Source organism: Arthrobacter globiformis (genome assembly GCF_030818015.1).
Classification (GTDB): Bacteria; Actinomycetota; Actinomycetes; order Actinomycetales; family Micrococcaceae; genus Arthrobacter; species Arthrobacter globiformis_C.
Genome location: NZ_JAUSZX010000001.1, coordinates 2,594,975 through 2,620,466, shown reverse-complemented (window position 1 = coordinate 2,620,466; position 25,492 = coordinate 2,594,975). Strand labels below are relative to the sequence as shown.

The 25,492-nt window shown below is 64.4% G+C and carries 24 protein-coding genes; 19 read left to right on the top strand and 5 right to left on the bottom strand.

The genetic code is table 11. From position 1 onward, the window contains the following. Window positions 1-102: 102 nt before the first annotated feature. The 4 genes from QFZ23_RS12245 to QFZ23_RS12230 all read left to right on the top strand — a co-directional run bounded on the left by QFZ23_RS12245 (window position 103) and on the right by QFZ23_RS12230 (window position 5,020). Window positions 103-300 carry a hypothetical protein gene (locus QFZ23_RS12245; protein ID WP_306923262.1) on the top strand — a complete coding sequence of 66 codons (198 nt, stop codon included), beginning with the start codon at window positions 103-105 and terminating at the stop codon, window positions 298-300. A 168-nt stretch (window positions 301-468) separates the two neighbouring features. Continuing rightward, on the top strand, window positions 469-2,628 hold the full coding sequence (locus tag QFZ23_RS12240) for an amylo-alpha-1,6-glucosidase (protein ID WP_306923261.1): 2,160 nt from the start codon (window positions 469-471) through the stop codon (window positions 2,626-2,628). A gap of 1,207 nt (window positions 2,629-3,835) precedes the next feature. Further along, window positions 3,836-4,330, top strand: a complete 495-nt coding sequence (locus tag QFZ23_RS12235) for an FBP domain-containing protein (RefSeq protein ID WP_306923259.1) — start codon at window positions 3,836-3,838, stop codon at window positions 4,328-4,330. A gap of 489 nt (window positions 4,331-4,819) precedes the next feature. Next, window positions 4,820-5,020, top strand: a complete 201-nt coding sequence (locus QFZ23_RS12230; protein WP_306923257.1) for a hypothetical protein — start codon at window positions 4,820-4,822, stop codon at window positions 5,018-5,020. A gap of 761 nt (window positions 5,021-5,781) precedes the next feature. Here the strand turns inward: QFZ23_RS12230 and QFZ23_RS12225 are convergent. The 4 genes from QFZ23_RS12225 to QFZ23_RS12210 form a co-directional block, all read right to left on the bottom strand. Beyond that, the gene (locus QFZ23_RS12225) at window positions 5,782-6,087 is read right to left on the bottom strand and encodes a hypothetical protein (protein ID WP_306923255.1); all 306 of its coding nucleotides are present in this window, start codon (window positions 6,085-6,087) and stop codon (window positions 5,782-5,784) included. Between the two features lie 61 nt (window positions 6,088-6,148). Continuing rightward, window positions 6,149-6,511: a cupredoxin domain-containing protein gene (locus QFZ23_RS12220; RefSeq protein WP_306923253.1), complete on the bottom strand. Its 363-nt coding sequence runs from the start codon at window positions 6,509-6,511 to the stop codon at window positions 6,149-6,151. Window positions 6,512-6,572: 61 nt separating this feature from the next. After that, entirely contained in the window at window positions 6,573-7,559 is a 987-nt protein-coding gene (locus tag QFZ23_RS12215; protein ID WP_306923251.1) for an NAD-dependent epimerase/dehydratase family protein, read from the bottom strand. A gap of 469 nt (window positions 7,560-8,028) precedes the next feature. Then, the gene (locus QFZ23_RS12210; protein WP_306923249.1) at window positions 8,029-8,544 is read right to left on the bottom strand and encodes a putative immunity protein; all 516 of its coding nucleotides are present in this window, start codon (window positions 8,542-8,544) and stop codon (window positions 8,029-8,031) included. A gap of 1,197 nt (window positions 8,545-9,741) precedes the next feature. On the opposite strand from QFZ23_RS12210, the gene QFZ23_RS12205 reads away from it, so the two are divergent. The 15 genes from QFZ23_RS12205 to QFZ23_RS12135 all read left to right on the top strand — a co-directional run bounded on the left by QFZ23_RS12205 (window position 9,742) and on the right by QFZ23_RS12135 (window position 22,986). Further along, window positions 9,742-10,368, top strand: coding sequence for a dihydrofolate reductase family protein (locus QFZ23_RS12205; RefSeq protein ID WP_306923248.1), 627 nt, complete (start codon window positions 9,742-9,744; stop codon window positions 10,366-10,368). Between the two features lie 17 nt (window positions 10,369-10,385). Beyond that, on the top strand, window positions 10,386-10,562 hold the full coding sequence (locus QFZ23_RS12200) for a dihydrofolate reductase family protein (RefSeq protein WP_306923246.1): 177 nt from the start codon (window positions 10,386-10,388) through the stop codon (window positions 10,560-10,562). Window positions 10,563-10,586: 24 nt separating this feature from the next. After that, window positions 10,587-11,156, top strand: coding sequence for a dihydrofolate reductase family protein (locus tag QFZ23_RS12195; RefSeq protein ID WP_306923245.1), 570 nt, complete (start codon window positions 10,587-10,589; stop codon window positions 11,154-11,156). Window positions 11,157-11,654: 498 nt separating this feature from the next. After that, the gene (locus QFZ23_RS12190) at window positions 11,655-12,440 is read left to right on the top strand and encodes an amino acid ABC transporter ATP-binding protein (protein WP_306923243.1); all 786 of its coding nucleotides are present in this window, start codon (window positions 11,655-11,657) and stop codon (window positions 12,438-12,440) included. Window position 12,441: 1 nt separating this feature from the next. Continuing rightward, entirely contained in the window at window positions 12,442-13,086 is a 645-nt protein-coding gene (locus QFZ23_RS12185; RefSeq protein ID WP_306923241.1) for an amino acid ABC transporter permease, read from the top strand. Next, window positions 13,083-13,736 (top strand): amino acid ABC transporter permease, encoded by a 654-nt coding sequence (locus tag QFZ23_RS12180; protein WP_306923239.1) that lies wholly within the window; start codon window positions 13,083-13,085, stop codon window positions 13,734-13,736. The genes QFZ23_RS12185 and QFZ23_RS12180 overlap by 4 nt, the downstream gene beginning before the upstream one ends. 56 nt (window positions 13,737-13,792) lie before the next feature. Then, a complete protein-coding gene (locus QFZ23_RS12175; RefSeq protein WP_306923237.1) occupies window positions 13,793-14,665 on the top strand; it encodes a substrate-binding periplasmic protein in 873 nt (290 codons plus the stop codon). A 150-nt stretch (window positions 14,666-14,815) separates the two neighbouring features. Continuing rightward, window positions 14,816-15,721, top strand: a complete 906-nt coding sequence (locus QFZ23_RS12170; protein WP_306923236.1) for a dihydrodipicolinate synthase family protein — start codon at window positions 14,816-14,818, stop codon at window positions 15,719-15,721. A gap of 94 nt (window positions 15,722-15,815) precedes the next feature. Further along, entirely contained in the window at window positions 15,816-16,817 is a 1,002-nt protein-coding gene (locus tag QFZ23_RS12165) for a proline racemase family protein (protein ID WP_306923235.1), read from the top strand. Then, a complete protein-coding gene (locus tag QFZ23_RS12160) occupies window positions 16,814-17,770 on the top strand; it encodes an ornithine cyclodeaminase family protein (RefSeq protein WP_306923233.1) in 957 nt (318 codons plus the stop codon). Before QFZ23_RS12165 ends, QFZ23_RS12160 begins: the two co-directional genes overlap by 4 nt. After that, window positions 17,767-18,492, top strand: a complete 726-nt coding sequence (locus QFZ23_RS12155) for a GntR family transcriptional regulator (protein WP_306923232.1) — start codon at window positions 17,767-17,769, stop codon at window positions 18,490-18,492. Before QFZ23_RS12160 ends, QFZ23_RS12155 begins: the two co-directional genes overlap by 4 nt. Beyond that, window positions 18,489-19,673, top strand: coding sequence for an NAD(P)/FAD-dependent oxidoreductase (locus QFZ23_RS12150; RefSeq protein WP_306923230.1), 1,185 nt, complete (start codon window positions 18,489-18,491; stop codon window positions 19,671-19,673). Before QFZ23_RS12155 ends, QFZ23_RS12150 begins: the two co-directional genes overlap by 4 nt. Then, the gene (locus QFZ23_RS12145; RefSeq protein ID WP_306923228.1) at window positions 19,670-20,002 is read left to right on the top strand and encodes a (2Fe-2S)-binding protein; all 333 of its coding nucleotides are present in this window, start codon (window positions 19,670-19,672) and stop codon (window positions 20,000-20,002) included. Before QFZ23_RS12150 ends, QFZ23_RS12145 begins: the two co-directional genes overlap by 4 nt. Continuing rightward, window positions 19,999-21,462 (top strand): FAD-dependent oxidoreductase, encoded by a 1,464-nt coding sequence (locus tag QFZ23_RS12140; protein WP_306923226.1) that lies wholly within the window; start codon window positions 19,999-20,001, stop codon window positions 21,460-21,462. The genes QFZ23_RS12145 and QFZ23_RS12140 overlap by 4 nt, the downstream gene beginning before the upstream one ends. A 39-nt stretch (window positions 21,463-21,501) precedes the next feature. Next, a complete protein-coding gene (locus QFZ23_RS12135; RefSeq protein WP_306923224.1) occupies window positions 21,502-22,986 on the top strand; it encodes an aldehyde dehydrogenase (NADP(+)) in 1,485 nt (494 codons plus the stop codon). A 1,082-nt stretch (window positions 22,987-24,068) separates the two neighbouring features. On the opposite strand, the gene QFZ23_RS12130 is transcribed toward QFZ23_RS12135, so the two are convergent. Next, the gene (locus QFZ23_RS12130) at window positions 24,069-24,947 is read right to left on the bottom strand and encodes a pseudouridine-5'-phosphate glycosidase (RefSeq protein ID WP_306923222.1); all 879 of its coding nucleotides are present in this window, start codon (window positions 24,945-24,947) and stop codon (window positions 24,069-24,071) included. Window positions 24,948-25,492: the final 545 nt, after the last annotated feature.

Sequence of the window (25,492 nt, the reverse complement as noted above, 5' to 3'; positions counted from 1 at the left end):
TTCCGTTCTCGCCAGAAACGGGGCAGGCAGGGGCCAGTCGTCGCTGGAAAAGCACTTCAGCGGATTGGCGACATGGACGAATCCCCAAGGCGGATCCTTCCTGTGGCTCACCTTTACCACGTCGACACTTCAAAACTCTTTGATCTGGCTGTCCGGAACGGTGTGGCATTCATCCCGGGACGCGCATTTTCGGTGAGCGGACAGTTCGGCAATGCCCTGCGGCTGTGCCTTGCCTCGCAAACCCCCGAACGGACGGAGCTCGGCATCTCCCGGCCCGCGGAGGGACTCAAGGCCTTCTGAAGGCGGCCCGCATGCCGGCCCACCTCGAGCGCGCCGCACACAATTTGGCTTTCAGGAGCTCTGGCCTCCGCCGGCAAGCAGGAGTATCTTCGGTGAAAGATTGGCTACGGCGGACGCCTGCAACACAACCTCCAGGCGCCGTGGCGTCGGTTTCTTGAAGGGGCCAGGATGGCTGGATGGAACGCTGACACTGCTGCCGGACCTGTGGGGGCAGGGACGATCACCCTGGTGGAAGGCACGTCCTTCTGCATCTCCCTGCCGAACGGAGACATCCATCCCGAATATCCGCACGGCGTATTCTTCCAGGACACCCGCATCCTTTCCCGCTGGAGCCTGACCGTTAATGGCCAGTCGCTGGAACCGCTGGCCGCAGAGACGAAGGAACCGTACCGCGCACTGTTTGCCGGCCGTGTCACCCGTTCCGACGGGTATGCGGACAGCCCCCTAATCGTGGAGCGGCTGCGCGAAGTGGGGGCAGGCATCCAGGAGCAGGTCACCATACGCAACTACTCCCCGGATCCGGCCGAATGCACCATTTCCGTCCGGGCCGAGGCGGACTTCGCGGACCTTTTCGAGGTCAAGGAGGCCCGGATCCAAGGGCGGTGGGAAGAAACCCGGGAAGTGGACGCTGACACTCTGACCATCCGCGCTGTATGGCGGGATGTCCGGAAGGGGCTTCTGGTCCAGGCTCCCGGAGCCGAAGTCAGCCAGGACGCCCTGACGTACCGCGTGTCCCTCGCGCCGCACAGCCATTGGAGCACAATGCTGACTGCGTTGCCCAGCGCCGAGGCAGCGAGCCCTCCCCCGCCGTCGTTCATCCATACAGACGGCGAGAAACTGTCCCCCCGCGACCGCCGCCGGCAGGAGTGGGTGGCCAAGATCCCCAAGCTCCACATGGCCAACCACTCCATCGAACGGACCCTACGGCGCAGCTACGACGACTTGGGGGCGCTCCGCATCGAGGACCCCAACCACCCGGAGCGGATTGTGGTGGCAGCCGGCGCGCCGTGGTTCATGACTCTCTTCGGCCGCGACTCGCTGTGGGCGTCGGAAATGGCAATGCCGGTGGACCCTTCCCTGGCACTGGGCACGCTGCAAACGCTGGCCGACCGCCAGGGCAGCGTGGTGGACCAGATGAGCGAGGAGGAACCGGGCAAGATCCTGCACGAGGTCAGGCTGGACGTCTCCAGTGGACTCGCGCTCGGCGGCAAGTCCGTCTACTACGGCAGCATCGACGCCACCCCGCTCTTCGTGACGGTGCTTGGATCCGTGAGCCGCTGGGGCTTCGGCAAGGAAACCATCGCGGCGCTGCTGCCCCACGCGGACCGTGCATTGGACTGGATCCGCGACTATGGCGACAGGGACGGTGACGGGTTCGTCGAGTATGAGCGCCTCAATCCGCGGGGGCTGATTAATCAGGGCTGGAAGGACTCCTGGGACGGCATCAACTTCGCCAATGGCCGCCTGGCCGAGCCTCCCATCGCGCTCTGCGAAGTGCAGGCGTACGTCTACGACGCCTACATGGCTCGCGCCTGGATTGCGTACGACGCCGGCGACACGCCTTTGGGTGATGAACTCGCCGACCGCGCGAAGCAACTGAAGAAGCGGTTCAACGAGCAGTTCTGGATCCCGGAGCGCGGGTATTACGCGATCGCGCTGGACGGCAAGAAGCGGCAGGTCGATGCGTGCGCGTCGAACATGGGCCACTGCCTGTGGGTGGGCCTGGTGGATGAGGATAAGGCGCCGCAGGTGGCTGAACACCTTATGTCGCCGGAGATGTTCAGCGGCTGGGGAGTGAGGACCCTGGCCAGCGACATGGGAGCCTACAACCCTGCGAGCTACCACAACGGCTCCGTCTGGCCGCACGACAACGCCGTGGTTGCGGCAGGCCTGATGCGCTACGGGTTCGTGGCAGAGGCGCAGCGCATCTCCACGGCGCTCCTGGAGGCTGCCGAATATTCGGACGGCCGGCTGCCGGAGCTGTTTTGCGGCTTCAGCCGGGACCAGTTCGCTGAGCCCGTCCCCTACCCGACGGCGTGTTCGCCACAAGCCTGGGCAGCCACAACGCCGATCCAGCTCGTGACGACATTGATGCGGTATGACACGCATGTTTCCCGTGGCGGCTTTTGGATGGATCCCGTCCTCCCAGAGTCCTACGGCGACCTGCATATCACCAACGCGCCGATGGCCGGCGGCCGGATCACGATTGACATCGCCAACTCGGTACCCACGGTCCAGGGCCTGCCCGAGGGAATGATTTTCCACAAGGGGCACCGGCCATGGCTGACCGAACTCGTGAAAGAAGCAGAGGAGCACCGCAAGGGCTAGTTGTAGGGTCCCACCCAAGCACCGTTACACAGCGAATGCGGAACTGTATGCCCAGTCGCTTCCCAATCTGTCCGGATTCAACGCACAGGATGCTACGCCGAACGAGGAGGCCATCTCTGCAGCGGCCCTTCCGGATCCGATCCCGCCGGCCACGAGGGCGTCTCATACCGACTCCTTGCCGGCCGCGTTGCGCGTGCCCTGCACAACGATGGCAGGCGCCTGCGACCGCTTCACCGCCCGTAACTTCCCGGCCGGCCCCACCTCCCCCGTCCACAGCTCATCCCGCGCTTGCCAAGGAACAGGCAAGCAACCAGACGCAACTGGACCAAATAACAAACCACGAACTCGCCCTCACATGTGCAACGGCCAGGAGCATGACCGTGAACCTCGAGGTCGGCCAGGTCTTCGCTCATCTGGTGCCCATGACCACCGAGCCGGGCAGCGCAGCCGTCGCCGGCTTCTGTATGGTCCCGGCACCATAGACAAATCACGCACCGTCGGAGCTGCCCGACCAACGTCTGGCCTGACCGAGAATTTGGGGCCGGAGCTCCCGAAACCGCGGGTCATGGCAGGGTCGGTCGGACATTAGCTCGAATTCTTAGCACTCTGCCTGCTCCTAGCCAGGTATGTCGCCACTCCGAGAACCAAGGACGTAGCGAGGACAGCAGGCAAAGGGATGTTTCCGTTCACCCACGCGGCGACCAGCGAAACCGCCGCAACCGAAAAACCCGTGACGACGGCGAAGGTCCTGCCCTTTATTGTTTTCCCCATGGTGGGAGCATAGCGGCGTTCACGGACCACCCGGGAGGACCATGTCCGAATCGTGCATCAGTCCCTGATTTCTGCGTCCTGATCCTCGCAACAGGCGCAACCCTTGCCAAGGATGGTGGCAACAACCTTTTGGACAAATTTGGATATGGTTTGGCAGGATATGGGAACCGGGATGATCTGGTGAGAAAGACGGGGGAACGAGGGCAATGAGTACGCGGGGGACCTTTCCGGTCGCTGCGGCCATAGTGAGCGAGGTGGCCGTCATGGCCTGCAGTGTGCCCGCTGCTGCACCCAGCTTCCCCTCGACGCGGAACCGTCCCTAGTTCTTCAGGTCACCAACTGACAAAAGACGTAGATTGCGGTCCCTTTCGCGCGGGAAGCTGACATTCCATGACCGTCCCCGGAAGGGGAAGCCACATCGTCGAAGGAGTCAGTCATGCAGGCAATCACGCCGCAACAGATCCGTTCATCCTTTATCAACGCCACCCGTTCGGAGGCCGCAAGGCTCACCCTGCCCAAAAACCTCGATTCCCAGGAATGGGACACCCTGGACTTCCTGGGCTGGCGGGACGAAAAGATGCCGCTTCGGGGGTATTTGGTAGTGCCCGGGCCAAAAGGCCTGACCGGGATTATGCTCCGCGCACCCGAGGGCGGTGCCAAGAAGAACCGCTCGGTGCTTTGTGAGTTGTGCCGGGATGTGTTCTCCAAGGAGGATGTGCTCCTTTGGGTGGCCAAACGCGCTGGCCAGTCCGGTCGTGACGGGAACACCGTTGGCACGTTGATCTGCGCAGACTTCCTGTGCAGCGAGAACGTGCGAAAGGAGCCTCCGGCCAACGAGATCAACCCGGACCCTGCGGCCGTCGTCCTCCGCCAGATTGAGGGCCTCCAAAACCGCACGGGGCACTTTCTCAAGCGGGTCCAGCAAAGCTAGGCGGAGAGCAGTCAACAAGCCGGGAAACGGCCTCTATTTCCGCGCCCGAGAGCGGCGCATGACCAGATACCGGATGCTTACGGGGTCCGGGGAAGCCTGCCAGACTAACACTGGCAGGCTTCCCCGGAACGAATCTATAGCTTGTCTGTCTACGCATTCCGCGCCTACGGGCGTGAGCACCTGGCGTTCCTGGTACGAGTATTTGGCTGTCGGCACGGATCAGGGCAGCTCAAACTTTCGGGGCACCAAGTCTGAACAACTCCACCACGAAAGAGCCGTGTTTCGGGATGCCTCCCGAAACTACGGCTGACTTGGCAATGATAAAAAGGCGCTCCTTCGCCACTGCACGCCCACCCCAACTGACGGAATCCCCATTTTCGGCGTTATAAGCTCCCCGGAAACGCGGGAAAATTGCCCCATTACTGGCCGAACTGCTTGCGAATCTCGGAGGACTATGCCGGTGTTGGTCTTTCATGCGACCATGCGGCAATGAGGAGTGAGAAGGACGTCCTTGTCATCATGGACAGGGCGAGGGAAGAGATGATTTACATCGGGCCTGACCACCCGTACTACCCATTGTTGTCGGACCTGGTTTCGGCGATCCCGGACGCCTGGCAGCAGGGGTACAACAGCCACCAAGCCGGCAGGTCCAGCATCAATCCTTATCGCTGGAACGACGCAGGATCATGACTGAGCTTCCGGCCGCGCACCTCCTTCTGGGAAGATCGCCCCACGGCACGGTTGGGGATCTTGCGGACTGAAGCTTGTGCGTCCGGATCCTGGTGTCAGGCTGTGGGCCGGTCCCTGGCCTCCCCTGCTTTGCTGTCCTGTTGTACAGCCGGTGATAGGAAAGGCGCCAGAAATGACTGAAGAGCAGCTTCCCGACAAAGAACCCTATACCGTCCAGGATGACGACGTCCTGCCTGACCAGCTGCAAGACGCATGGTGCAAGAACGGCCGCGTCCAGTCGCTGGGCCACTAGGATCATCACTCATGGCTAGACGCGAACATCGTCTAGTTTGCGTGGCAAAACTAGTGTGGTTTCTTGCGCTGGTTGCGCCAGAAACCGATTCCCAAAGGGAGGAGAATCCAGACACGGCGTGCAGCCGGCCGCAGGACGGTTGAGCCGGGCCGCAGGACGGTTGAGCCGGTGGAGCGGCACGTACGATCCGCAGGAATCGCAATGATGTTGTCAACGGACGTGTGCGGAGGCTGGCACCTGTACCGGTGCCCCCTCCCCCAGCATGTTTTTGCCTGCTGGCGGAGCTTCGCGTAGCTGTGCCCGACGGAGCCGGGGTAACCCGAAGGGCAAGCAGCGGATGGATTGGGTGCGGAAATCAGCGCAGCGCCGAACCCCAATCCATCGGCTGCGCGGCCGTCCGCGGGACGCTTTCATGGTTGGAAAACGGGTACCTGCACGACGCCAGCATCCTGGTCCAGGGCGGCCGGGCCTACGCCTTCGTGGTGCACACCCTGGGCAGGAGCACGGCGGACATCCCGGCGCGAACCGGGTCATCCACGAACTCACCCACGCGGTTTTGGAGAAGCTGTTCTAACACCCACCGATCCCGGCGCCTCTGTGGGGGCATCGGCAGGACCAGGCACTCACGTTCCATGTCCCCAGCGGCGTAGCGCTCGGCGGCCTCGTACCATTCGTGCTCGAACTGGTACAAGGCGATGTCAGTGGCGGAGTCAAGAACCGTGACGCGATGATGTTCGGGCCGTCGGGCCATGAAGGATCCGACAAGCGTCGTCATAGCCAGCCATGTGTGCGGACGGATGCCTGTGAGTCACAGGACCCAGCTCGGGAAATTCCTTTCACTTGACAGTCAGCATTCCGTGCATGTCCGGGTGGAAGAAGCAGTGGAAAGGGTAGTTGCCGGGTTTGGACGGGGCGATGAACGTGGCTGTCCCGCCGCTGCCGGTGACGTTTACGTCGAACGCCGATCCTTCGTCGGCCGTCACGGAGTGTGCGTCGGTATCCATGTTTGTCACAGTTACCGTCGCCCCGGAAGGCACGGCCGTGGGCGTTTGGTAGGAGAAGTCCCTGATCGTGATCGCTGTAGCCGAGGCCGACGGGCCGGCCGTCTCCGAGGGGGTGCGGCTATCGACGCTGCATCCTGCCATTCCGGACAGTATCGCCACCAGTGTCAGGGCGCCCATCGCCTTAGCTGATTTCATCAGCCACCCGTCCTCAACTACACACGCATGCGTGTGCCCATTGGCCGAATTCCTAGCGCCGTCAGCCGAGGGCATCGAGCAACTCGCGCTCGCGCTGCGCGCTGAGGCCCGCGCGCCTTTCCCGGTCCAGCCCCTGCTCGCGTTCCCAGCGCAGCGTGTCGGCCAGCATCTCCGCCCGGGGTCGGTGACGCAGCCCCGCGGCGCGCGCCGAGGCCCCGTCCCGGGCCGACCACCCTTCCCGGCCCGGCTCGACCAGCCACATCGCGAGCGATTCGGACCCCATGTACTGGGACACGCCGTTGGCGAGCAGCCACGCCGATTCGGCGTTGACCACCGGACCGGTGTGCCCGCCAATGGCGCGGCACAGCTCGATCCACTCTCCGAACGGAACGACCGGACCGACCGCGTTGTAGGTGCCGGTGGTTCCCGTCTCCGCGGCGTCGAGCAGCCAGGCGGTGAGGTCCCTCACATCGACTACCTGGGTCGGCATGGCCGGTGTGTCGGGGACCAGCAGGGGCCCTTGCGGATCGCGTGCGGCGCGGGCGACCCAGTAGCCGGAGCGCCCTCTGTGATCGCCCGGGCCGCCGATGAGCCCGGCTCGTGCGATGAGGAGGCGGTCGCCCACAGCGGCCGTCGACGCCTGCTCGCAAGCGACCTTCGCCTCGCCGTACAACTCGCGATCGACCTCGCTCCGGTCGGTCGGCGCGAGCAGGGCCGCGGAGTCGTCCGCCCCCGGCGTGGTGTGGGAGGCGTAGGCGTTGCCGGACGAGATATACACCCAGTGCCCAGCCTTGCTGCCCAGCACGTCGAGTGCCTCACGAACGAAGCCCGGCTGCCATGACACCTCGACGATCGCGTCCCACACGCGGTCGAGCAGGGGCCCGTACGCCGAGGGATCGCGCCGGTCGGCGGCGACCAGTGTCGCTCGGTCCGCCACTTTTCCGCTCTCGCCACGCGCGAGGCAGGTCACCCGATGGCCGCGCTTGATCGCCCGCCGCGACAGCTCCCGACCCACCCATGCCGTTCCGCCCAGAACCAGGATCTCCATACCGACACACAAGCACTGGAATCACCACGCGGCCAGACGGTTTCGCTGACAGCAGATGGTCAGCCGCGAGATCGATCTCACCCCTCCGGCAACGGTGGCCACGGCGAGATACAGTGGCGGGCCGACCCCCCCGCTCTCGTGGTCACGCGCCAAGCGGTATGGGAGCGGTGGCATGAAATCGACGAGACCCTGCCCAAGAGCGAGGCGTGGGGCCCTCCTCACTGAACGACGCGGTGCCCGAGTAATTTCGCAGCCCCGGGTAAAGCAGCATCGCCGCCACCTCTGATCCCACACGATTCGGCTCGCGGCGTTTGCTCGAGCAGAACTCTGAATCGGAACGAGAGGGCCGCTCGGGTGGGACAGCGCAACCCTTCGGTTTGCATCCGCCAAGCCGTTGCTGGGCTTCAGGCCACTGCGGCGGTCGATTCACCGGGCCGGAGCGCGCGGACGCCAGAGTCTTGAGGCGCGCTCAGCAGTCGAATACCGACCAACAGATGTCGTTGCGTAATCGCTGATCATCCATCACCAGCCCTCTAATCGCCTCCGGTAGCTGATCACGCTGCCATTGACCCTCACGTCGTCCTGCGGCGGCGGCCTCAGCTGCAGGGGCTGCAGCACGTGCAGCCTTGATTGCATACGCGGCCGCGCCAAGTTCGTGGGCAGCGACATGTGCCACTGCCCCGGCCTGACCAGCGGCATACGCGGCATGGCGTGCTGCCCCATGCAAGTCTCGGGCCGCCCCCATTGCATGGCCGCCCATCGCGCGGGCCTCCATCATCCTGACTTCGCCACGCACCCAACCACGGGCACCCTCAATCGCCTGACGCGGACGCAGATCCCCCGGCCGGGCCGACTCGAACAGATCAAGGACATGCTCGGCGCAGGACGCCGCCCAGAGAACGAGGAGGTGATGATCGGAATCAGAAAGGGTTCCACCTCGGCGGATCGTCACGAAACGAGGGTCACGGATCTTCGGGAGGATCATAGTGGAGCTCCTGCTGGCGGTAATGCTCTCAACCTACCCATTGAGAGAACGGGCCGCTATGTCGTCCGCCGGCTGTTCGTCTTCGGGAATTCACGGAGCGTGGCCGCTACGGCTCTGACCGCCGCCGGGTCTTTTGTCCAGGGCAGGCCTGTCCGGGTGCAGGCCTGGAAGCTCGTCACTTTCGAGTCTTTGGCAGCCTCAGTGAGTTCTGCCCACGCTGCGCTCAGTTCCTCCTGAAGCTCCGGTGACATGGGTGCATCCTGCACATGGGCGGCCGCCTCAACAGGAACCACGTGTGCCGCACTTGCTGCTTGGCGCTGAAAAAGACTTCTAAGGCCCATTTCTGTGTCCCCCTTCTGACCTTGAGCGAACCCAGAGTACCAATGCCCCCTCAAGATGTCCGGGCCCTCCAAACCCGGAAGACTGCGGCATAGGCCGTGTTCAGCCCGGCTATACAGACATCGCTGGCTGCGCCGCCCGGCCTGCCAATGGCAATAGTTCCAAGCTAGACAGGCGCATGCTCGTAGGGCTCGCACCTGTTGTGTCCACGTCGATGCCCCTATGGGGTCAATTGCAGACCGGCCCAGGCCGGTGTCACGGGCTCGGCTGCGATTCTGAACAACAGACGGGGTTGCTGATTCCTTTACCGGTCATTTCCCGGCCTCACGATTTCCAGGAAGGCCTCCGGGGCTGGAGCGAGGGGGCCATTCGGCGGGACAGGATAATTGGGCGTCCCAGAGGGGGAAGCATCGGGCGCAACATGCAGTCTCCGATGTTTGATCCCATCGTTGGGTCCACCACAGGGCGTAGCCTGCTCCTCCAGCGACCAGCGGCATGATTCCTTCAGTACTCCCCGGGAATCAAGGGCGCCTCTCCCCCGCGATGCATAGGCACGGCCAGAGGACAGCCAGAGTCCGCACCAACTCTTCGTTTAGGGGTGGTAGCGAATGTCCCTCTGAACAGCCTTTGCTTAAGCATGAGGCGCGGCAGGGCTGCGGGACACATACGCTAACTTTCGCCAGTCACATCAGGTCAGGGAGGGTCTCGAGGACGAGCGCCTACTTGGCAGCAAGTCAGCCGCAGTTCCATGCATACTCAGTTTAGGTCAAGCGTGCTTCACTTCTTAAGGTACATATCGAGCAATCGGTCGGCGCGCATCCCGACGCGACCGCCACCATGAGACGAGGAACCACTGCCATGGAGCTGAAGGTCAACATCCAGGTGTCCGTCGACGGCGTCTACCAGTCCAACGGCGGACGTCATCCCGACTTCGACCCGGGCATGGAGAGAGGCGGCTGGGCCAGGCCGCTGTTCGACGACGAGTCGCTGGCCTACGTCGGCGACTACTACCAGCGCGCCGACGCGTTCCTTTTCGGCCGACGCACGTACGAGATGTTCGCCTGGTCCTGGGGAACCGGCACCTGGGGCTCCGACCAAGGCGACAACCCGATCTCCACGGCCTTGAACACCAGGCCGAAGTACGTTGCATCCACCATCCTCACCGACCCGGCCTGGGCGAACACGACCGTGCTCTCCGGGGACCTCGCCAGCGCGATCCGCGAGCTCAAGACGCCGCCCGGCGGCGAACTGCAGCTGCACGGCAGTGGCGCACTCGCCCGCTGGTTGCTTGCAAACGACCTCGTCGACGAGCTCACCCTGCTCGTGTGCCCCGTGATCGTCGGCCAGGGCGCGCGGCTGTTCCCCGAAAACGGCCCCGATCTGGCGCTCGAACTGGTAGCTACACGGGCCTTCCCGAAGGGAATCATTCTGCAGACGTACCGGCCCGCCGGACTCCCCCGGTACGCGTCCGACCCCACCAGGTGAGAATCAGGAGACCAGCAATGGCCGCCGGCCTCGTCGACCGGCTCCAGGTGACGATCTTCCCGGTGATCAGCGGCCAGACCGGAGACGCACCGATCTTCGCCGGTGCCGCCGACTTCGACCTGGAGCTGATCGAGAGTCGTACGCTCGACGGCCGCACCCAAGAACTCCTCTACCTCCCCACTCGGCATCACTGACAGAACACTGCGAGGAGAATCACCATGAGCAAGGCCATCCTGTACATGTCGATGTCTCTCGACGGCTACATCGCAGGTCCCGACGATGGCCCGGACAACGGGCTCGGAACCGGCGGTCTCCGACTTCACGAGTGGCTGGGCGAGCCCGTATCCGACTATCCCCACTTCGACCCGCCGGGAGTCAGCGGGCAGGTCCTCGCCGAGTCAATGGCGACCGGCGCGGTCGTCGTCGGCCGCAAGACCTTTGACTACGCCGGCCACTGGGGCGGCGACCACCACGGCGTGCCCATCTTCGTGCCCACCCGTGGCCCCTTGCCCGAGCCCCAGAGCGGCTGGGTCCACTACCTGCACGACCCGGCCACGGCGGTCCGCGAGGCCAAGGCAGCCGCCGGTGACCGGGACGTGATGGTGCACGGGGCCGGGCTCGCCCAGTCCCTTCTCCGCGAGGGCCTGCTCGATGAGCTGGAGATCCATCTGATCCCGGTGCTGCTCGGTGGCGGGCGGCGACTGTTCGGCGCAGAACGCGCCGAACTGGAGCTGACGCGTGTAATCGACGCACCCGGCGTCACGCACATGCACTACCGGGTGGCGTAGCGCCTCCCGCCGCGTCGGCTCGGCCGAGCAGCCCTTCCCGCGATGCGCCAGGGCTACTCGCCTGCGGCCGCGACTGCGTCGAGCAGATCGTCACCAGCCATCCTGACTGTCTGTCGCCCCGCGCCTGGCATGTGTCGACCCGACCCACCAGTTAGCGAAACCCATAAAGGCCCCGGCCCAGGGGCATCCAAGAGCACCAGGGCCCGATCCAACCTTCTTCTCAGAGGTGGGTAGCCGAGGCTGCCTCCCCAGAGGGGGAGCCCAAGAACCGCGTCTTCCCGGGAGATTTCTGGTCTCCCACTTATGCAACAAAGTCATGACTTGCCTAGGCAAACGCACCGCAGTTTGCACCACCGAACAGGTTTTCGTCGAAAAGGCAGAGTGCGCCGCCCAAAAACAACTCTTCCACTAACCACCTGTGCTATGTACAATTTCACATATCACGTGACATGGCCCACATCGACCGACGGCCCTTTGGTCCCCACATGGAAGATCGATATGACCCTTTCAGAAATCGCAGACGGTAAGCTCGCGCCCCGTCTGGGCATCAAGTTAGACAACATCTCGAAGCGCTACGGCGACCATACGGTCCTCGATGACGTGTCCCTGCACGTTGAACCCGGGACGGTCACCGCGCTCATTGGCCCTTCAGGCGCCGGTAAAAGCACCTTCTTGAGGTGCATCAACCTCCTTGAGCGGCCCGATTCCGGCACCATCCAGGTAGACCAGCACATCATCGAGCCGGGCAAGGACGTCAACAGTCGCGACCTTGCCGCTCTGCGCCGCACGGTAGGCATGGTGTTCCAGTCCTTCAACCTGTTTCCGCACATGTCGGCGCTGAAGAACATCAGCTTCCCGCAGCAGAAGGTTCTCGGTCGCAGCAAAGAGGAGGCCGACGCACGCTCGATGCAGCTGCTGGAGCGGGTGGGCCTGAAAGAAAAGGCGGACCAGCACCCCGGACGGTGCTCGGGCGGCCAGCAGCAGCGAATCGCGATCGCCCGGGCGCTGGCGCTCGATCCGAGCATCATGCTTTTTGACGAGCCGACGTCGGCCCTGGACCCCGAGGTGGGGCTTGAGGTCCTGGCCGTGATGCGCGAGCTGGCCGCCGACGGCATGACGATGATCGTGGTCACTCATGAAATGCAGTTCGCCCGGGACGTCTCGGACACCCTGGTCGTCATGGCAGATTGCAGGATCATTGAGCAAGGAGATCCACGGGCCATCATGAGCGACCCTCAGGAATCCCGCACCCGCCGCTTCCTGCGGGCCGTACTGGAGCGCTGATATGGACGCCTTTTCAGCAGTACTCCAAGGCTTGCCCATGACCATCGTGCTAACGCTGTCGGCATTCGCGATCGGCATCGTAGGCGCCGTCCCACTGGCCTTGGGCCTGTCGTCGTCGAACATTCTTGTCGGGCTGGCGTCGCGACTCTTCGTGGACTTGGTCCGGGGTGTGCCGATCATCGTCTGGTTGTTCCTGCTCAAGTTCGGCATCCAGATCGGAACCTTCAAGTTCAACCCCGTTGGCGCGGCGATAGTCGGACTGGGCGTGGTCTCCGTGGCCTACCTCGCTGAAATCTATCGTGGCGGACTCCAAGCAGTTCCGCGTGGCCAAGGCGAAGCTGCCCACGCACTGGGCCTGACCCGCGGCACGACGTTCTACGGTGTAATGGTCCCCCAGGCCTTCCGCATTGTGTCCCCGTCCATCGCCACGTACCTGACAGGCCTGCTCAAGGATTCCTCGATCGCCTCCACGATCATCGTTGCCGAAATGGTCTTCCAGTCGCAGTCCTTCGCCCGGCAGCACCCGACAATCGAGGGGATCCTGCCCTACATCCTGGTGGGCATCCTCTACATCGTGCTCAGCCTGCCGGTCGCCTACCTGTCCCGCAGACTCGATTCCCGCATGAGGAAGGCTGTTTACGCATGACCTGGCTTACTGAATGGGCGGCATATCTGCCACAGATGATGTCCGGCCTGAGCGTCAGCCTCCTGATCGCGGGGGTGTCAATTGTCGCCGGCTATCCCCTGGGGCTGATCCTCAGCGTCATGGTGAGCGCGAAGAACACGGCCCTCCGAACCCTGGCGCTTGCCGTCGTCGAAGTCGGTCGCGGGGCGCCGGCCCTGGTGATCCTCTACCTCTTCTACTACGGCCTGCCGAAGTTCGGCATCGCCTTTGAAAGCATCACCGCGGCATGCCTGGCACTGATCTGGAACTCGGCCGCGTACTCGTCCGAGATCATGCGGGCCGGCATCCAGTCCGTTGGCCGCGGACAGCTCGAGGCCTCCAACGCCCTGGGCCTGTCCCAGGCGCACACCTTCTGGCGGGTCATCATGCCGCAGGGCATGCGCTCGGCAATCCCCGGACTAATGGGAGTGGCCATCCAGATGTTCCAGGGCACCTCCCTGGCCTACGCCATCGCAGTCCCCGAGCTGATGAAATCCGCCTACAACATCGGCAGCCAGGACTTCAACTACCTGCAGATCTTCACCCTCGCCGGCCTCTGCTACGCCGCCATATCAATGCCGGCCACCTGGATCACCGTCTTCTTCGAGAAACGCCTGGCCCGCCACGCCTGATCACCAGACCCTACCAACGTTCCATCAGTCCCCCTCTGAACACCACAGGAGCAACCATGATCAACACCCGCCTCAAGACAGCAGGACTTCTCACGTCCAGCGCACTCGCACTCGTACTCGGCCTGTCCGCTTGCGGAGGGACCTCGGATGCAGGGACTTCAGGGTGCAGCCCCAAGCACTCTGACATCCAGACCGTCGCCCCGGGCAAGCTCACTATCGGAGTCATCGACATCCCGCCGTTCAGCAGCTACGGCTCGGGCAACCCGACGGGCATCGATATAGAGATCGTCAACAAGATCGCAAAAGATGAGTGCCTCACCCCGGCATACCAGCAGGCCACATATGCCGATGCCGTCCAGTCCATCGCGAGTGGAAACATTGACCTCGCAGTGGGCACAATCGACGCCACCGAGAAGCGGCTCAAGGTCGTCGATTTCTCCGCTTCCACGTACCTTGACGGCATGGGCATCGTCTCCAAATCCGGCGCCACCACGGTGGCCGACCTGGAGAAGATGAACAAGGTGGGTACCATCGACGGCTACCTCTGGGTCGAGGACCTCAAGAAGATCCTGGGCGACCGACTGGTGACCTATCCCAGCAGCGTGGAGCTGAAGGCCGATTTCGACGCCGGCCGCCTCGATGCCGACGTCGATGCCTATGGCGTGCAGGTGCTCCAGTTCAAGGACGCCAAGGGCGTGACCGTGGCCCTTTCCAACGAAAAGCCGGATCCGCGCGTCGGCGCCATCAAAAATGCCCCGGAGGCTGCCTTCCCGATCACCAAAGGCAACACAAGCCTTAAGGATGCACTCGACGCCGGCATTGTCGCCCAGCGCGAAGACGGAACGATCGCGAAGCTCCTGACCGGCGCCGGCCTGTCCGAAGGGCTTGGCAAGGTCGCGGCCGAACAGTATGTAGTCCCCGCCAGTTAGCCACGGCTCGGATTGCATCAAAACCTGGTCCCAACGCCAACCACCCCGATTTTCATCCACCTGTGCAATGTCACATGGTAAGTTTGGCCGTGAGGTACGTCACGGCCGCAGCACACGCGCCAAGCGTGCCAACCGAAAGGATCATCCATCATGACCGAAACCCGTAAGCCGTGGCATGGAGTACTCGTCGCTACCTCACTGCCGTTCAACGACGACCTGAGCGTGGACTACGACGCCTACGCCGAGCACGTCCGCTTCCTGGCAAACGCAGGCTGCCACGGTGTGGCCCCGAACGGTTCCCTGGGTGAATACCAGACCCTGAGCGAAGAAGAACGCGCCCGGGTCATCACCACGGCGGTTGAAGCCGCCCCTGAAGGCTTCACTGTGATGGCTGGCGTGGGCGCGTACGGCGGCCTGCAAACCCTGAAATGGGCCGAACAGGCTGCCGAAGGCGGCGCCGGCGCCCTGATGCTGCTCCCCCCGAACTCGTACCGGGCCACCGATGAAGAGGTCGTGGAGCACTACCGCCTCGCGGCCGCCGTCGGACTGCCGATCGTGGCGTACAACAACCCGATCGACACCAAGGTGGACCTGACCCCGCAGCTTATCGCCCGGCTGCACGGCGAAGGCCTGATCGTCGGGGTCAAGGAGTTCACCGGCGACGTCCGCCGCGCGTACGAGATCAAGGAGCTCGCTCCCGGAGCGGACCTCCTGATCGGCACGGATGACACCGTGTTGGAGATGGGTCTGGCGGGTGCTGTGGGTTGGGTGGCGGGCTACCCGAACGCCATTCCGGAAGCCACCCTCGAGCTGTACCGGCTCTCCACCTCCGATGATGTTGCAGACCTTGAGCGGGCCCGCGAAATCTATCGCGACCTGCATTCGCTGCTCCGCTGGGACAGCAAGACGGAGTTCGTTCAGGCCATCAAGCTGTCCATGGACGTCGTTGGCCTCCGCGGCGGCGCCTGCCGCCCGCCGCGCGGTCCGCTGACCGCGGCCATGCGCGACGCCGTCATTCGGGACACCGAAGCAGCCCTCGCTAAGGGCTACAAATAATCAACCAGGTCACCGCCAGTTCCGTGACTGCCCCCTTGAAAGAGTTTAAGGGGGCAGTCACCGAACATCAGATCGAACAAATAGGGAGTATTCCATGAGAACCAGCCGCATTTTCCACGCCGTGGACTCGCACACTGAAGGCATGCCCACGCGCGTTATCACCGGCGGAATCGGGACGATCCCCGGCGCCACAATGGCTGAACGGCGCCTGTGGTTCATGGAGAACAGCGACTGGATCCGCACCCTCCTGATGGCCGAGCCGCGCGGCCACGCCTCGATGAGCGGGGCCATCCTCCAGCCATCCACGCGGCCGGACGCGGACTTCGGTGTGCTGTATATCGAAGTTTCCGGTCTGCTGCCGATGTGCGGCCACGGCACCATCGGAGTGGCAACCGTCCTGGTAGAGACGGGCATGGTCGAGGTTGTGGAGCCGGTTACCACCGTACGGCTCGACACACCTGCCGGCCTGGTGATCGCCGAGGTGGCTGTCAAGGACGGGCACGCCGCGTCCGTGACCATCCGCAACGTTCCGTCGTTCGTTGAGCGGCTGGACGCCAAGGTCGAAGTGCCCGGGTTCGGTCCTGTGTCCTACGACCTGGCGTTCGGCGGAAATTTCTACGCGATCGTGGACCTGGAGGGACTGGATTTACCGTTCGAGCGCGGGCGTAAGGATGACCTGCTCAAGGCTGGATTGGCCATCATGGAGGCGATCAACGCCACGGATGAACCGGTCCACCCGGAGCGCGCCGACATTCGCGGCTGCCACCACGTGTACCTCAAGGCCCCGGGATCTACGGCGGAGCATTCCCGGCATGCGATGGCGATCCACCCGGGGTGGTTTGACCGCTCCCCCTGCGGCACGGGCACGAGCGCGCGGATGGCCCAGCTGCACGGCCGCGGCGAGCTTGGCCTGGACAGGGACTTCGTCAACGAGTCCTACATAGGTTCGCGTTTCGTCGGCCGTCTGGTCGAGGAGACGGAAGTGGCCGGCCGGCCGGCGGTGATCCCCACCGTCACGGGACGGGCCTGGCTTACCGGGACTGCACAGTATTTCCTCGATCCCACCGATCCGTTTCCTGCGGGGTTCCTGCTGTGAATATTCCCTACTTTGATTCGACGGCTGTCCGCGCGGCAGCTCCTTGGACGACTGCCGTCGAGGCCCTGGAGCAGGCGCTTCTGAACGTTGTTGACCCTGAGGACGATAGCCCACGGCTGTTTAGCCCCGCTCCAAACGGTGAATTCCTGCTCATGCCTGCAAAGAACCGGCAGTATAGCGGGATCAAGGCGCTCACTGTGTCCCCAACCAACCCGGCACGGGGGCTGGAAAAGATCCAAGGGGTCTATGTTCTCTTCGATTCGGACACGTCAGCCCCTTTGGCCACGATGGACGGTAACGAGCTCACGGCCATCCGGACACCGGCCACCACGCTGCTGGCCGTCAAATACATTCTTGCCTCGGCGCCCCGCGCCGCCGATCCCCGTCGCCCCCGCGCACCCCGGGTGATCGTGTTCGGCACCGGAGTGCAGGCGCTCAACCACCTGCGTGCCACGCACTCCGTGCTCCCGGAGGCAGGCCTCGCCGTCGTCGGCCGGCGCCCAGAGGGGATAGCTGCGCTCATCCGGCAGCTAACAGCCGAGGGCCTGGACGTCCGTCAAGCCACATCCACTGACGTGGCCGAGGCTGATGTGGTGATCTGTGCAACTTCCTCCCACACGCCGCTGTTCGACGGCGGTCTGGTTGCCCCCGGTGCCGTCGTGGCGGCGGTGGGGCAGCACGGGCTGGGCGCCCGGGAGGTTGATGCTGAACTCGTTCGCCGCAGCGATGTGGTTGTCGAAGGACGGGCCTCAGCGCTGCGTGAAGCCGGGGACCTGATACCTGCACGGTCTGCGGAGGAATGGGAAGCGATCTGTCCTGCCAACCTCCGCGATCTCGTGAAAGGCGAATTCGAGCGCGCGGCAGGGAAGCCCTGCCTGTACGCAGGGGTGGGTATGGCATGGGAAGACCTTGTGATCGCCAGCCTGGTGTATGAAGGAGGCACTCGATCATGAAGTCCGTCCAAGGAGTGCTCACCGTGCCAACCAACAACCAGCTCCCGATCGCCCCGCTCGGCCGCCAGCACAGCCTGCGCGAGTCCGTGACGGAGTCCCTGCGCACAGCGATCATTGCCGGCACGCTGGTGGAGGGCACCCTCTATTCCGCGCCGGCACTTGCCGCCGCCTTTGGCGTCTCAGCCACGCCGGTGCGCGAGGCGATGATGGACCTCACCCGCGAAGGCTTGGTGGAGACAGTCAAAAACAAAGGCTTCCGGATCACCACCATGAGCGACCGGGAGCTGGACGAGCTGACGGAGATCCGCCTGCTGCTCGAGCCACCAGTTGTTGGCGATGTGGCCGGCACTGTTCCACCCTCCGGGGTGAAGGTCCTGCGGTCCATGGCCGACGACATTGTGGATGCAGCGCGGCAGGGCGACCTCACCGCATACCTTGCCGCGGACCGAATCTTCCACGCGGAGCTTTTGCGGTATGCCGGCAACGGCCAGCTCGTTGAACTGGCCACCAGCCTCCGATCCCGAACCCGCCTGTACGGCCTCAAGATCCTGAGCGAGAGCAACCGCTTGGCCGATTCCGCCCAGGAACACCACGTTCTGCTGGACCTCATCGAGGCCGGAGACGGAGCCGCCGCCACTGAATTGATGCGCCAACACATCAGCCACGCCCGCGGCCTATGGGCTACCGGAGAGACCGAGACACCGCAGGAGCAGCAGACATGAACGCAGGGAGCGATGTGCTCGTCATCGGCGCAGGGGTAGTCGGGGCCGCCACTGCCTATTTTGCAACGCAACAGGGCCTCACCGTGACAGTCCTTGACAAGGGGCTTCCCGCCAGCGGAACCTCGTCCGCCTGCGAAGGAAACATCCTCGTCTCGGACAAGGAGCTTGGCCCCGAGCTCGAACTGACGCGCTACTCCCTGGACGTCTGGCACGGCGAGCTCGCTGAGCACAAGCGGCTCTGGGAATTCGAGTCCAAGGGCGGCATCATCGTGGCCTCCCGCGAAAGCAGCCTGGCCTCGCTCAACCGGGTGATGGCCTCCCAGTCGGGATACGGCGTTACTGTGGACAGGCTGGACCCCGATGAGCTGCGGAAAGCCGAACCGCACATCACGCCGGACGCGTTGGGCGGGGCGTTCTACCCGGAGGACTGCCAGGTGCAGCCCATGCTGGTTGCCGCGCATCTGGTCCGGCTGGCCGCCCAAAGCGGAGCACGTTTCCTTGGAGATACGCCCGTTAGCGGCTTCCTCAGGAGCGGAGACCGCGTCACCGGCGTCCGGACACCCCGCGGCGACTTCTCCGCCGACGCCGTGGTCAACTGCACCGGGACGTGGGCCGGCCAGCTCGCCGCCCTTGCCGGGCTCAGGGTGCCCGTCCTTCCCCGCCGCGGCTTCGTTATGGTCACCGAGCCGCTGCCGCCCATGGTCCACCACAAGGTCTACGCAGCCGAATACATCGACAACGTGGGCAGCTCCGACGCCGGGCTCCAGGCCTCCCCAGTGGTCGAAGGAACTCCCAGCGGCACCATCCTCATCGGCTCCACACGTGAACGCGTCGACTTCGACCGCACCGTGAGCACCGACGCCCTCCGGCTCCTGGCGGGCAACGCCATGGCGCTCTTTCCCTTCCTCGAACACGTCAAGGCCATCCGGCACTACCACGGCTTCCGGCCCTACTGCCCGGATCACCTCCCGGTAATAGGCCACGACGACCGCGCCCCCGGCCTGTGGCATGCGGCAGGCCACGAGGGTGCCGGCATTGGCCTCTCCGCAGGAACGGGCAAGCTTCTGGCACAGGCTCTGGCAGGCCAGTCGCCGGATCTTGACCTGGCATCCTTTGCCCCGGCCCGATTCGGCGAACAAGCCCCCGACATCACAACCCAGCGAGAGGAGGCCACAGCATGAGCGCCTACCCATCAGGAACCAGCCTTTCCGGCACGCCGGACGAAGTAACCATCAGCTTTGACGGCCGTCAGATCACAACGGCTGCCGGCCAAAGCGTTGGCTCGGCGCTGGTCACCAACGGCATCACCGCCTGGCGCGATACGCGCAAGCAGGCACGTCCCCGCGGCCTGTTCTGCGGCATCGGCGTTTGCTTCGACTGCCTTGTCGCGGTCGACGGCGAACCCAATCAGCGTGCCTGCCTGGTGGAAGTGCGCGAAGGCATGGAGATCAAGGGTTCCTGCGGGCCTTCTGTGCATCCCCTGGCTGAGCCCGAAGGGGGACGGGAATGAGTGCCACCGTTCCGGGCACCGTCGAAACGGGCGTTGCCGTCGTGGGTGCTGGGCCGGCGGGGCTGGCTGCGGCCGTTTCGGCAGCCGAGGCCGGAGCCGCCGTCGTGGTTGTGGATGCCTGCCCCCAACCTGGCGGCCAGTTCTGGCGGCACCGGCCCGAAACCGTCGAGCCCAACCCCGATGGTAAAGGCCACCATGGCTGGCGGACCTACCGCGACCTCCGTGCCCGTTTCGACGCCGGCCGCCATACCGGCCGGATCAAATATCTGCCCGGCCAACAGGTCTGGATGGCGGAAAAGACCGACGGCGGATTCGTTGTCCGCATGACACCTACCGTGACCGCGGACCCGGCGTACGGGACGGCCGGCAGCGGCAGCACGGTCGTTGCCCGCCGATTGGTTTTGTGTCCCGGCGGCTACGACCGCCAGTTGCCGGTTCCCGGTTGGGACCTGCCCGGCGTTATGGCCGCCGGCGGAATCCAGGCGTTCATCAAGGCCAACGGTGCCTTGCCGGGGAAGCGCTTCGTCATCGCCGGCACCGGCCCTTTCCTTTTGCCGGTGGCGGCTGGCATTGCCCAAGCCGGCGGCCAGGTCCTCGCGGTACTGGAGTCGTCCTCACCGAAGGCCTGGCTGCCGCACCTCAAAGCAGCCGCGAGTGTGCCGGAGAAGGCCGTCGAGGGTGTCGAGTACGCAGCCGTCTTTGCCCGGCACCGGATCCCGTACCGTATTCGCACCATAGCCACGGAAGTACTGGGAGACGCCCGCGCCTCGGGCGTTCGCACAGCCAAAGTGGACGCCGACGGCCGGGTCCGTCCCGGTACGGAGCGCGTTTACACGGACGTGGACGTCGTCGGTTTCGGCTGGGGTTTCACGCCGCAGATGGAGTTGCCCCTGTCCCTCGGAGTTGAAACCCGCCTGGATGCGGATAGCTCCCTAGTCGGCGTCGTCACTGAGCGACAGGAATCCAGCATTCCCGGCCTGTTCCTGGCCGGGGAGGTGACCGGTGTCGGAGGCGCCTCGCTGGCGGTGCTGGAAGGCCTCACTGCCGGCGCGTCCGCCGCGGCCGAACCGGATTCCGCGGCAGGGCCGCCGGGCTTCCGTGCCATGGCGCGGCACCGGCGCTTCGCGGAGGCCATGCACCGCGCCCATCCCATACCGGATGTCTGGCAGGACTGGCTGACGCCGGACACCACCGTGTGCCGCTGCGAAGAAGTCACGGCCGGCGAGATCACCGAGGCCCGGGAGAATTTGGGAGCCCGCGACGCCCGCACACTCAAATCCTTCACCCGTGCCGGAATGGGCTGGTGCCAGGGGCGGGTCTGCGGTTTCGCTGCCGCCTGCCTGGGCTCCGGCCCGGGTGCGCTTCCCACCGTTGCAAGCCTGTCTGCCGCCGCAAAACGGCCGCTGGCAGCGCCGGTGGGGATCGGCGAACTGGCCGACCTTATACCTACAGACGACTGAACTTGCCCATCTGACCTGCCTCCTGAAAGGAGACTGCGCATGACCACGTCCACCCAAACCACCGCCGTCGTAGCCCCGCCAACTACCGACGTCGAACTTGAGACGCTGCTAACAGCAGCCCACGCAGCGGCGACACCGCTCGCCGGCCTGCGTCCCACCGACCGGGCGAAGCTGCTCGATGCCGTCGCCGACGCCTTGGATGAGGCAGCGGACCAACTTGTCCCCGTGGCTGAAAGGGAGACCCGTCTGTCCGAGGCGCGCCTGCGCAACGAGCTCAAGCGCACCACCTTCCAGCTGCGCCTCTTCGGGGAAGAACTGCGCGACGGCGGCTACCTTGATGCCCGCATCGACCATGCCGACGCCGAGTGGCCCATGGGCGCGCCGAGACCGGATCTGCGGCGCCTGCGCGCGCCCTTGGGACCCGTGGTGGTGTTCGCGGCCAGCAACTTTCCTTTCGCGTTCTCCGTTGCCGGCGGCGACACCGCCTCGGCGCTGGCGGCAGGCTGCCCTGTGCTTCTCAAAGCCCACTCCGGCCACCCCGGGCTGTCCCGGCTCACGGCTGAGGTGGTGACCTCCGCGCTTCGCGCCGCCGGAGCTCCGGACGGCACGTTCGCGCTCATCGCCGGGACTGCTGCGGGGGCGGACGCCCTGCGCGACCGGCGGGTCAAAGCCGGCGCCTTCACCGGGTCCATCCCAGGCGGGCGCGCACTCTTCGACATCGCAAGCTCCCGGCCCGAACCCATCCCCTTCTACGGCGAATTGGGCAGCAACAATCCCGCCTTTGTCACGGAGGCTGCAGCCAGCGAGCGCAGAACGGAGATTGCCGAAGGGTTCGTGAGCTCCTTCACCCTAGGGGCCGGACAATTCTGCACCAAGCCCGGGACGCTCTTCGTTCCGGCGGGATCCGGAATGGTGGAGGCACTGCGCGATGCCGCACTGCCGCAGGCCGCTCCCCTGCTCAACGGACGCATCCAGTCCGGCTACGAAGACGTCCTGCAGGACCTGCTATCCAACCGGCGCCTCGAGGTCCTTGCCCAGGGACCCGGCCCCCTGGCCGATCCGCCCGGCCCGACGCTCCTCCTCACAACCGCCGCGGACATGCTCGCCGAGCCACACGCCCTCCAAACCGAATGCTTCGGCCCCACCGCCGTGGTGGTCACCTACGATGACGAGTCCCAGCTCCCCGAGCTCGCCGAGACCTTCGAGGGGCAACTGACAGCCAGCATCCAAGGGACAGACACCTGCCAGGTAGCAGCACTTGTGGAGGTTCTGGCCCGCAAGGCGGGACGCGTGGTCTGGAACCAATGGCCAACAGGTGTGTCGGTAACCCACGCGCAACAGCACGGCGGACCCTACCCCGCGACCACCGCCGTCGGAAGCACCTCCGTAGGAACCGCCGCAATCGAACGCTTCCTACGTCCCGTCGCCTACCAAGGCTTCCCGCAGCACCTCCTGCCGGAAGCACTCCACGAGGACAATCCCCTTCGAGTGCCGCGCCTGGTGGACGGCCGGCGGGAGGCGTAGCCGTGGTTGTCGTGGAGTGGCTGCAGTCTTTCGCCCGGCGAGGGCTGCGGCCATTGGGTCTGGCTGCCCTCGTTCCCCAAGATGATTCAGGGCAGCAAATCCTGAATGAACGGCTCCACGCCAGTGATCCATACTGGTGGATCCTCGCCGGCGGAATACACGTTCAAGGATTTGGTCCGTACACTGGGCCCACTGAACCAGCACCCTGACTTCACCCCGAAAGCCCAGCCACTCTTTCACCCGGAGCAGGGGCACCAACTCACCTGTCCTGCACCACCCGATTTCTGAAAATAAGGCTACTGCCTATAGGCCTGGGTCAGCACTTTCGCGTTGCCCCAACAACCGAAGTGTTCTAGTCACCGAGAAGAACCCCGCGCAACTGGGCCCGTGCCGCGGCGTTCTTCTTTGCAGTCGCTCCTTCACGGTTCGGATGCCCCGTGACGCGCTGCTTCAGGGCAGCGCGGGACTCTTTTGTCGTTGGCGACGAGTTGCCGGCATCCAGTCAATCCCAGACCCGTCGATCGTTCGAGTCGGCAGGTTGACGGAGCCTTCATTGTCGGCGTTCGGGAATCAGTCAACAAAGGGCCAAGAACTGGATCGGCAAAACCAGCCACGAGAACCAGACACTGCCCATCCTCCAGCTGCGCGAAAACCCAGCGCAAGCTCCGGAAGCGGCATCCACCTCCTTGGAGCCAGGAACGCCCCTCCGCGCGCTCGGCTCCACCATGCCCCCAAACCGTGGCAGCCCAGGCGCTTGGCTACTGCCCCAAGTCCTTGCAGAAGCGCCAAACCACGTGAATTCCCAGATCTCAATTCACCGGTTTCCCAGTAAAACGGCGTCAGACGTCGGTAATGCTCTGCCGCTGCCTGGCCTCGACTACTTCATCGACGTCGAGGGCTATTGAGATACGCGTGAGGTCGGAAACGCGAGAAGGGTCAAGTGCCAGCGGCTCGGGGTAGCGGCTACTGCCAGTCGGCTGACGTCGCACAGGCCGAAGCTGACCACGCCGGGCTCGTTAAAGGACCACCGTGAGTGGCCCGCATTGTCCGCCTGACCCCACCTAATATTGTCATTTCCCGGGTTAGCGGGTCAGCGCGATGGCGACTTCCCCACCGAGGGACACGTTATTGCGGTACACATCGACATTTACATTCAGGCTGCGGCCGTTCGTCTCGCGCTGAATGAAGTCCAAAAGGAACGGTGTGGTGGCCTTGCCGGTGATCCCGTTCTTCTCTGCCTGCGCCCATGCCCGGGAGAGAATGTCGTCGAGCTCGGCCGGAGGGAACTGTTTGTCCTCTGCGATCGGGTTTGCCAAGAGGATGGCCGATGCGATGTGCAAGTCATCGCGTGCCCTGCAGATTGCCGCGACTTCGTCCGGACTGTTGACCGCGTACTCGATGTCAAACCCCGAGTCGGCAACGTAGAAGCCAGGGTACTTCGTGGTCTTGTAACCGACGACCGGGATGTTGAGTGTTTCGAAGCGTTCGAGGGTGGCCGCGACGTCCAGGATGGACTTCACGCCAGCGCTGACGACGACGATCGGGGTAGTAGCCAAGGTAGTCATATCGGCAGATTCATCAAAGGATGTTGCCGCACCATGGTGAACTCCACCCAAACCACCGGTTGAGAACACTTTGATGCCGGCCCGGTGTGCCAGGAACGCCGTCGCTGCCACAGTGGTGCCGCCATGGAACCGAAGAGCAGCGGCCACGGGAAGATCGCGGAGGCTGACTTTCTTGACTGCCGCGTCATTGGAGAGCGAGGTGATCTGCTCACGGCTGAGCCCCACCGTCGGAACGCCGGCGAAAACACCGATGGTTGCAGGAACGACCCCCTGACTGCGGAGGCGTTCCTCTGTTTCCAAAGCAATTTCGAGATTGCGCGGACGCGGAAGGCCGTGAGTGAAAATGGTCGATTCCAAAGCGACGACAGGGCGCCCTCCAGCAACGGCTCCGGCCACTTGCCCTGAGACGTGGAACGCGGCGCTGGTGCTCGTGGATGACACCGTGGTCTCCCGGTCGAACGTGACTGACCTGACGCACCAAGGTTCCCTCACACGAGAACTAACAACAAGACATCGCCGTGCGATCGGTCCGGGCTGCGGCCCTGGATTATTGGCGGTCCGGCGAGGTTGTCTCTCGGCGTAGCGTGACCGGCCCGGGGCCCGCTTCGGCCGGACAGCTTCCTATGGGGCCGCGTGCCGGAACGCCGGAATCAGCCGCGGAAGGGCAAGCCGCAAAAGCAGAGGCCAGCTGTTGTTGTGCCAGAGGCAAGGCCGTAAGTCGAGCGGCCCTTTGTGTGTCTCAGGAGCTTCAGACGGACCGGCGGAAAACATGGCCCGAGCTGCACTCCCCAGAAGGTGTCGCCGAGGCGCAGCTAAAGTTCATGGGTACTGTCGCTGCCTATCTAGGCAGCTGAGACTACGGAATCGCGTCGCCCATCACCCAGTAGCGCAGGCGCTCTCCGCCCTTGCCCAGGCCGCAGCCGGGCCAGTCGTCTGGGCCG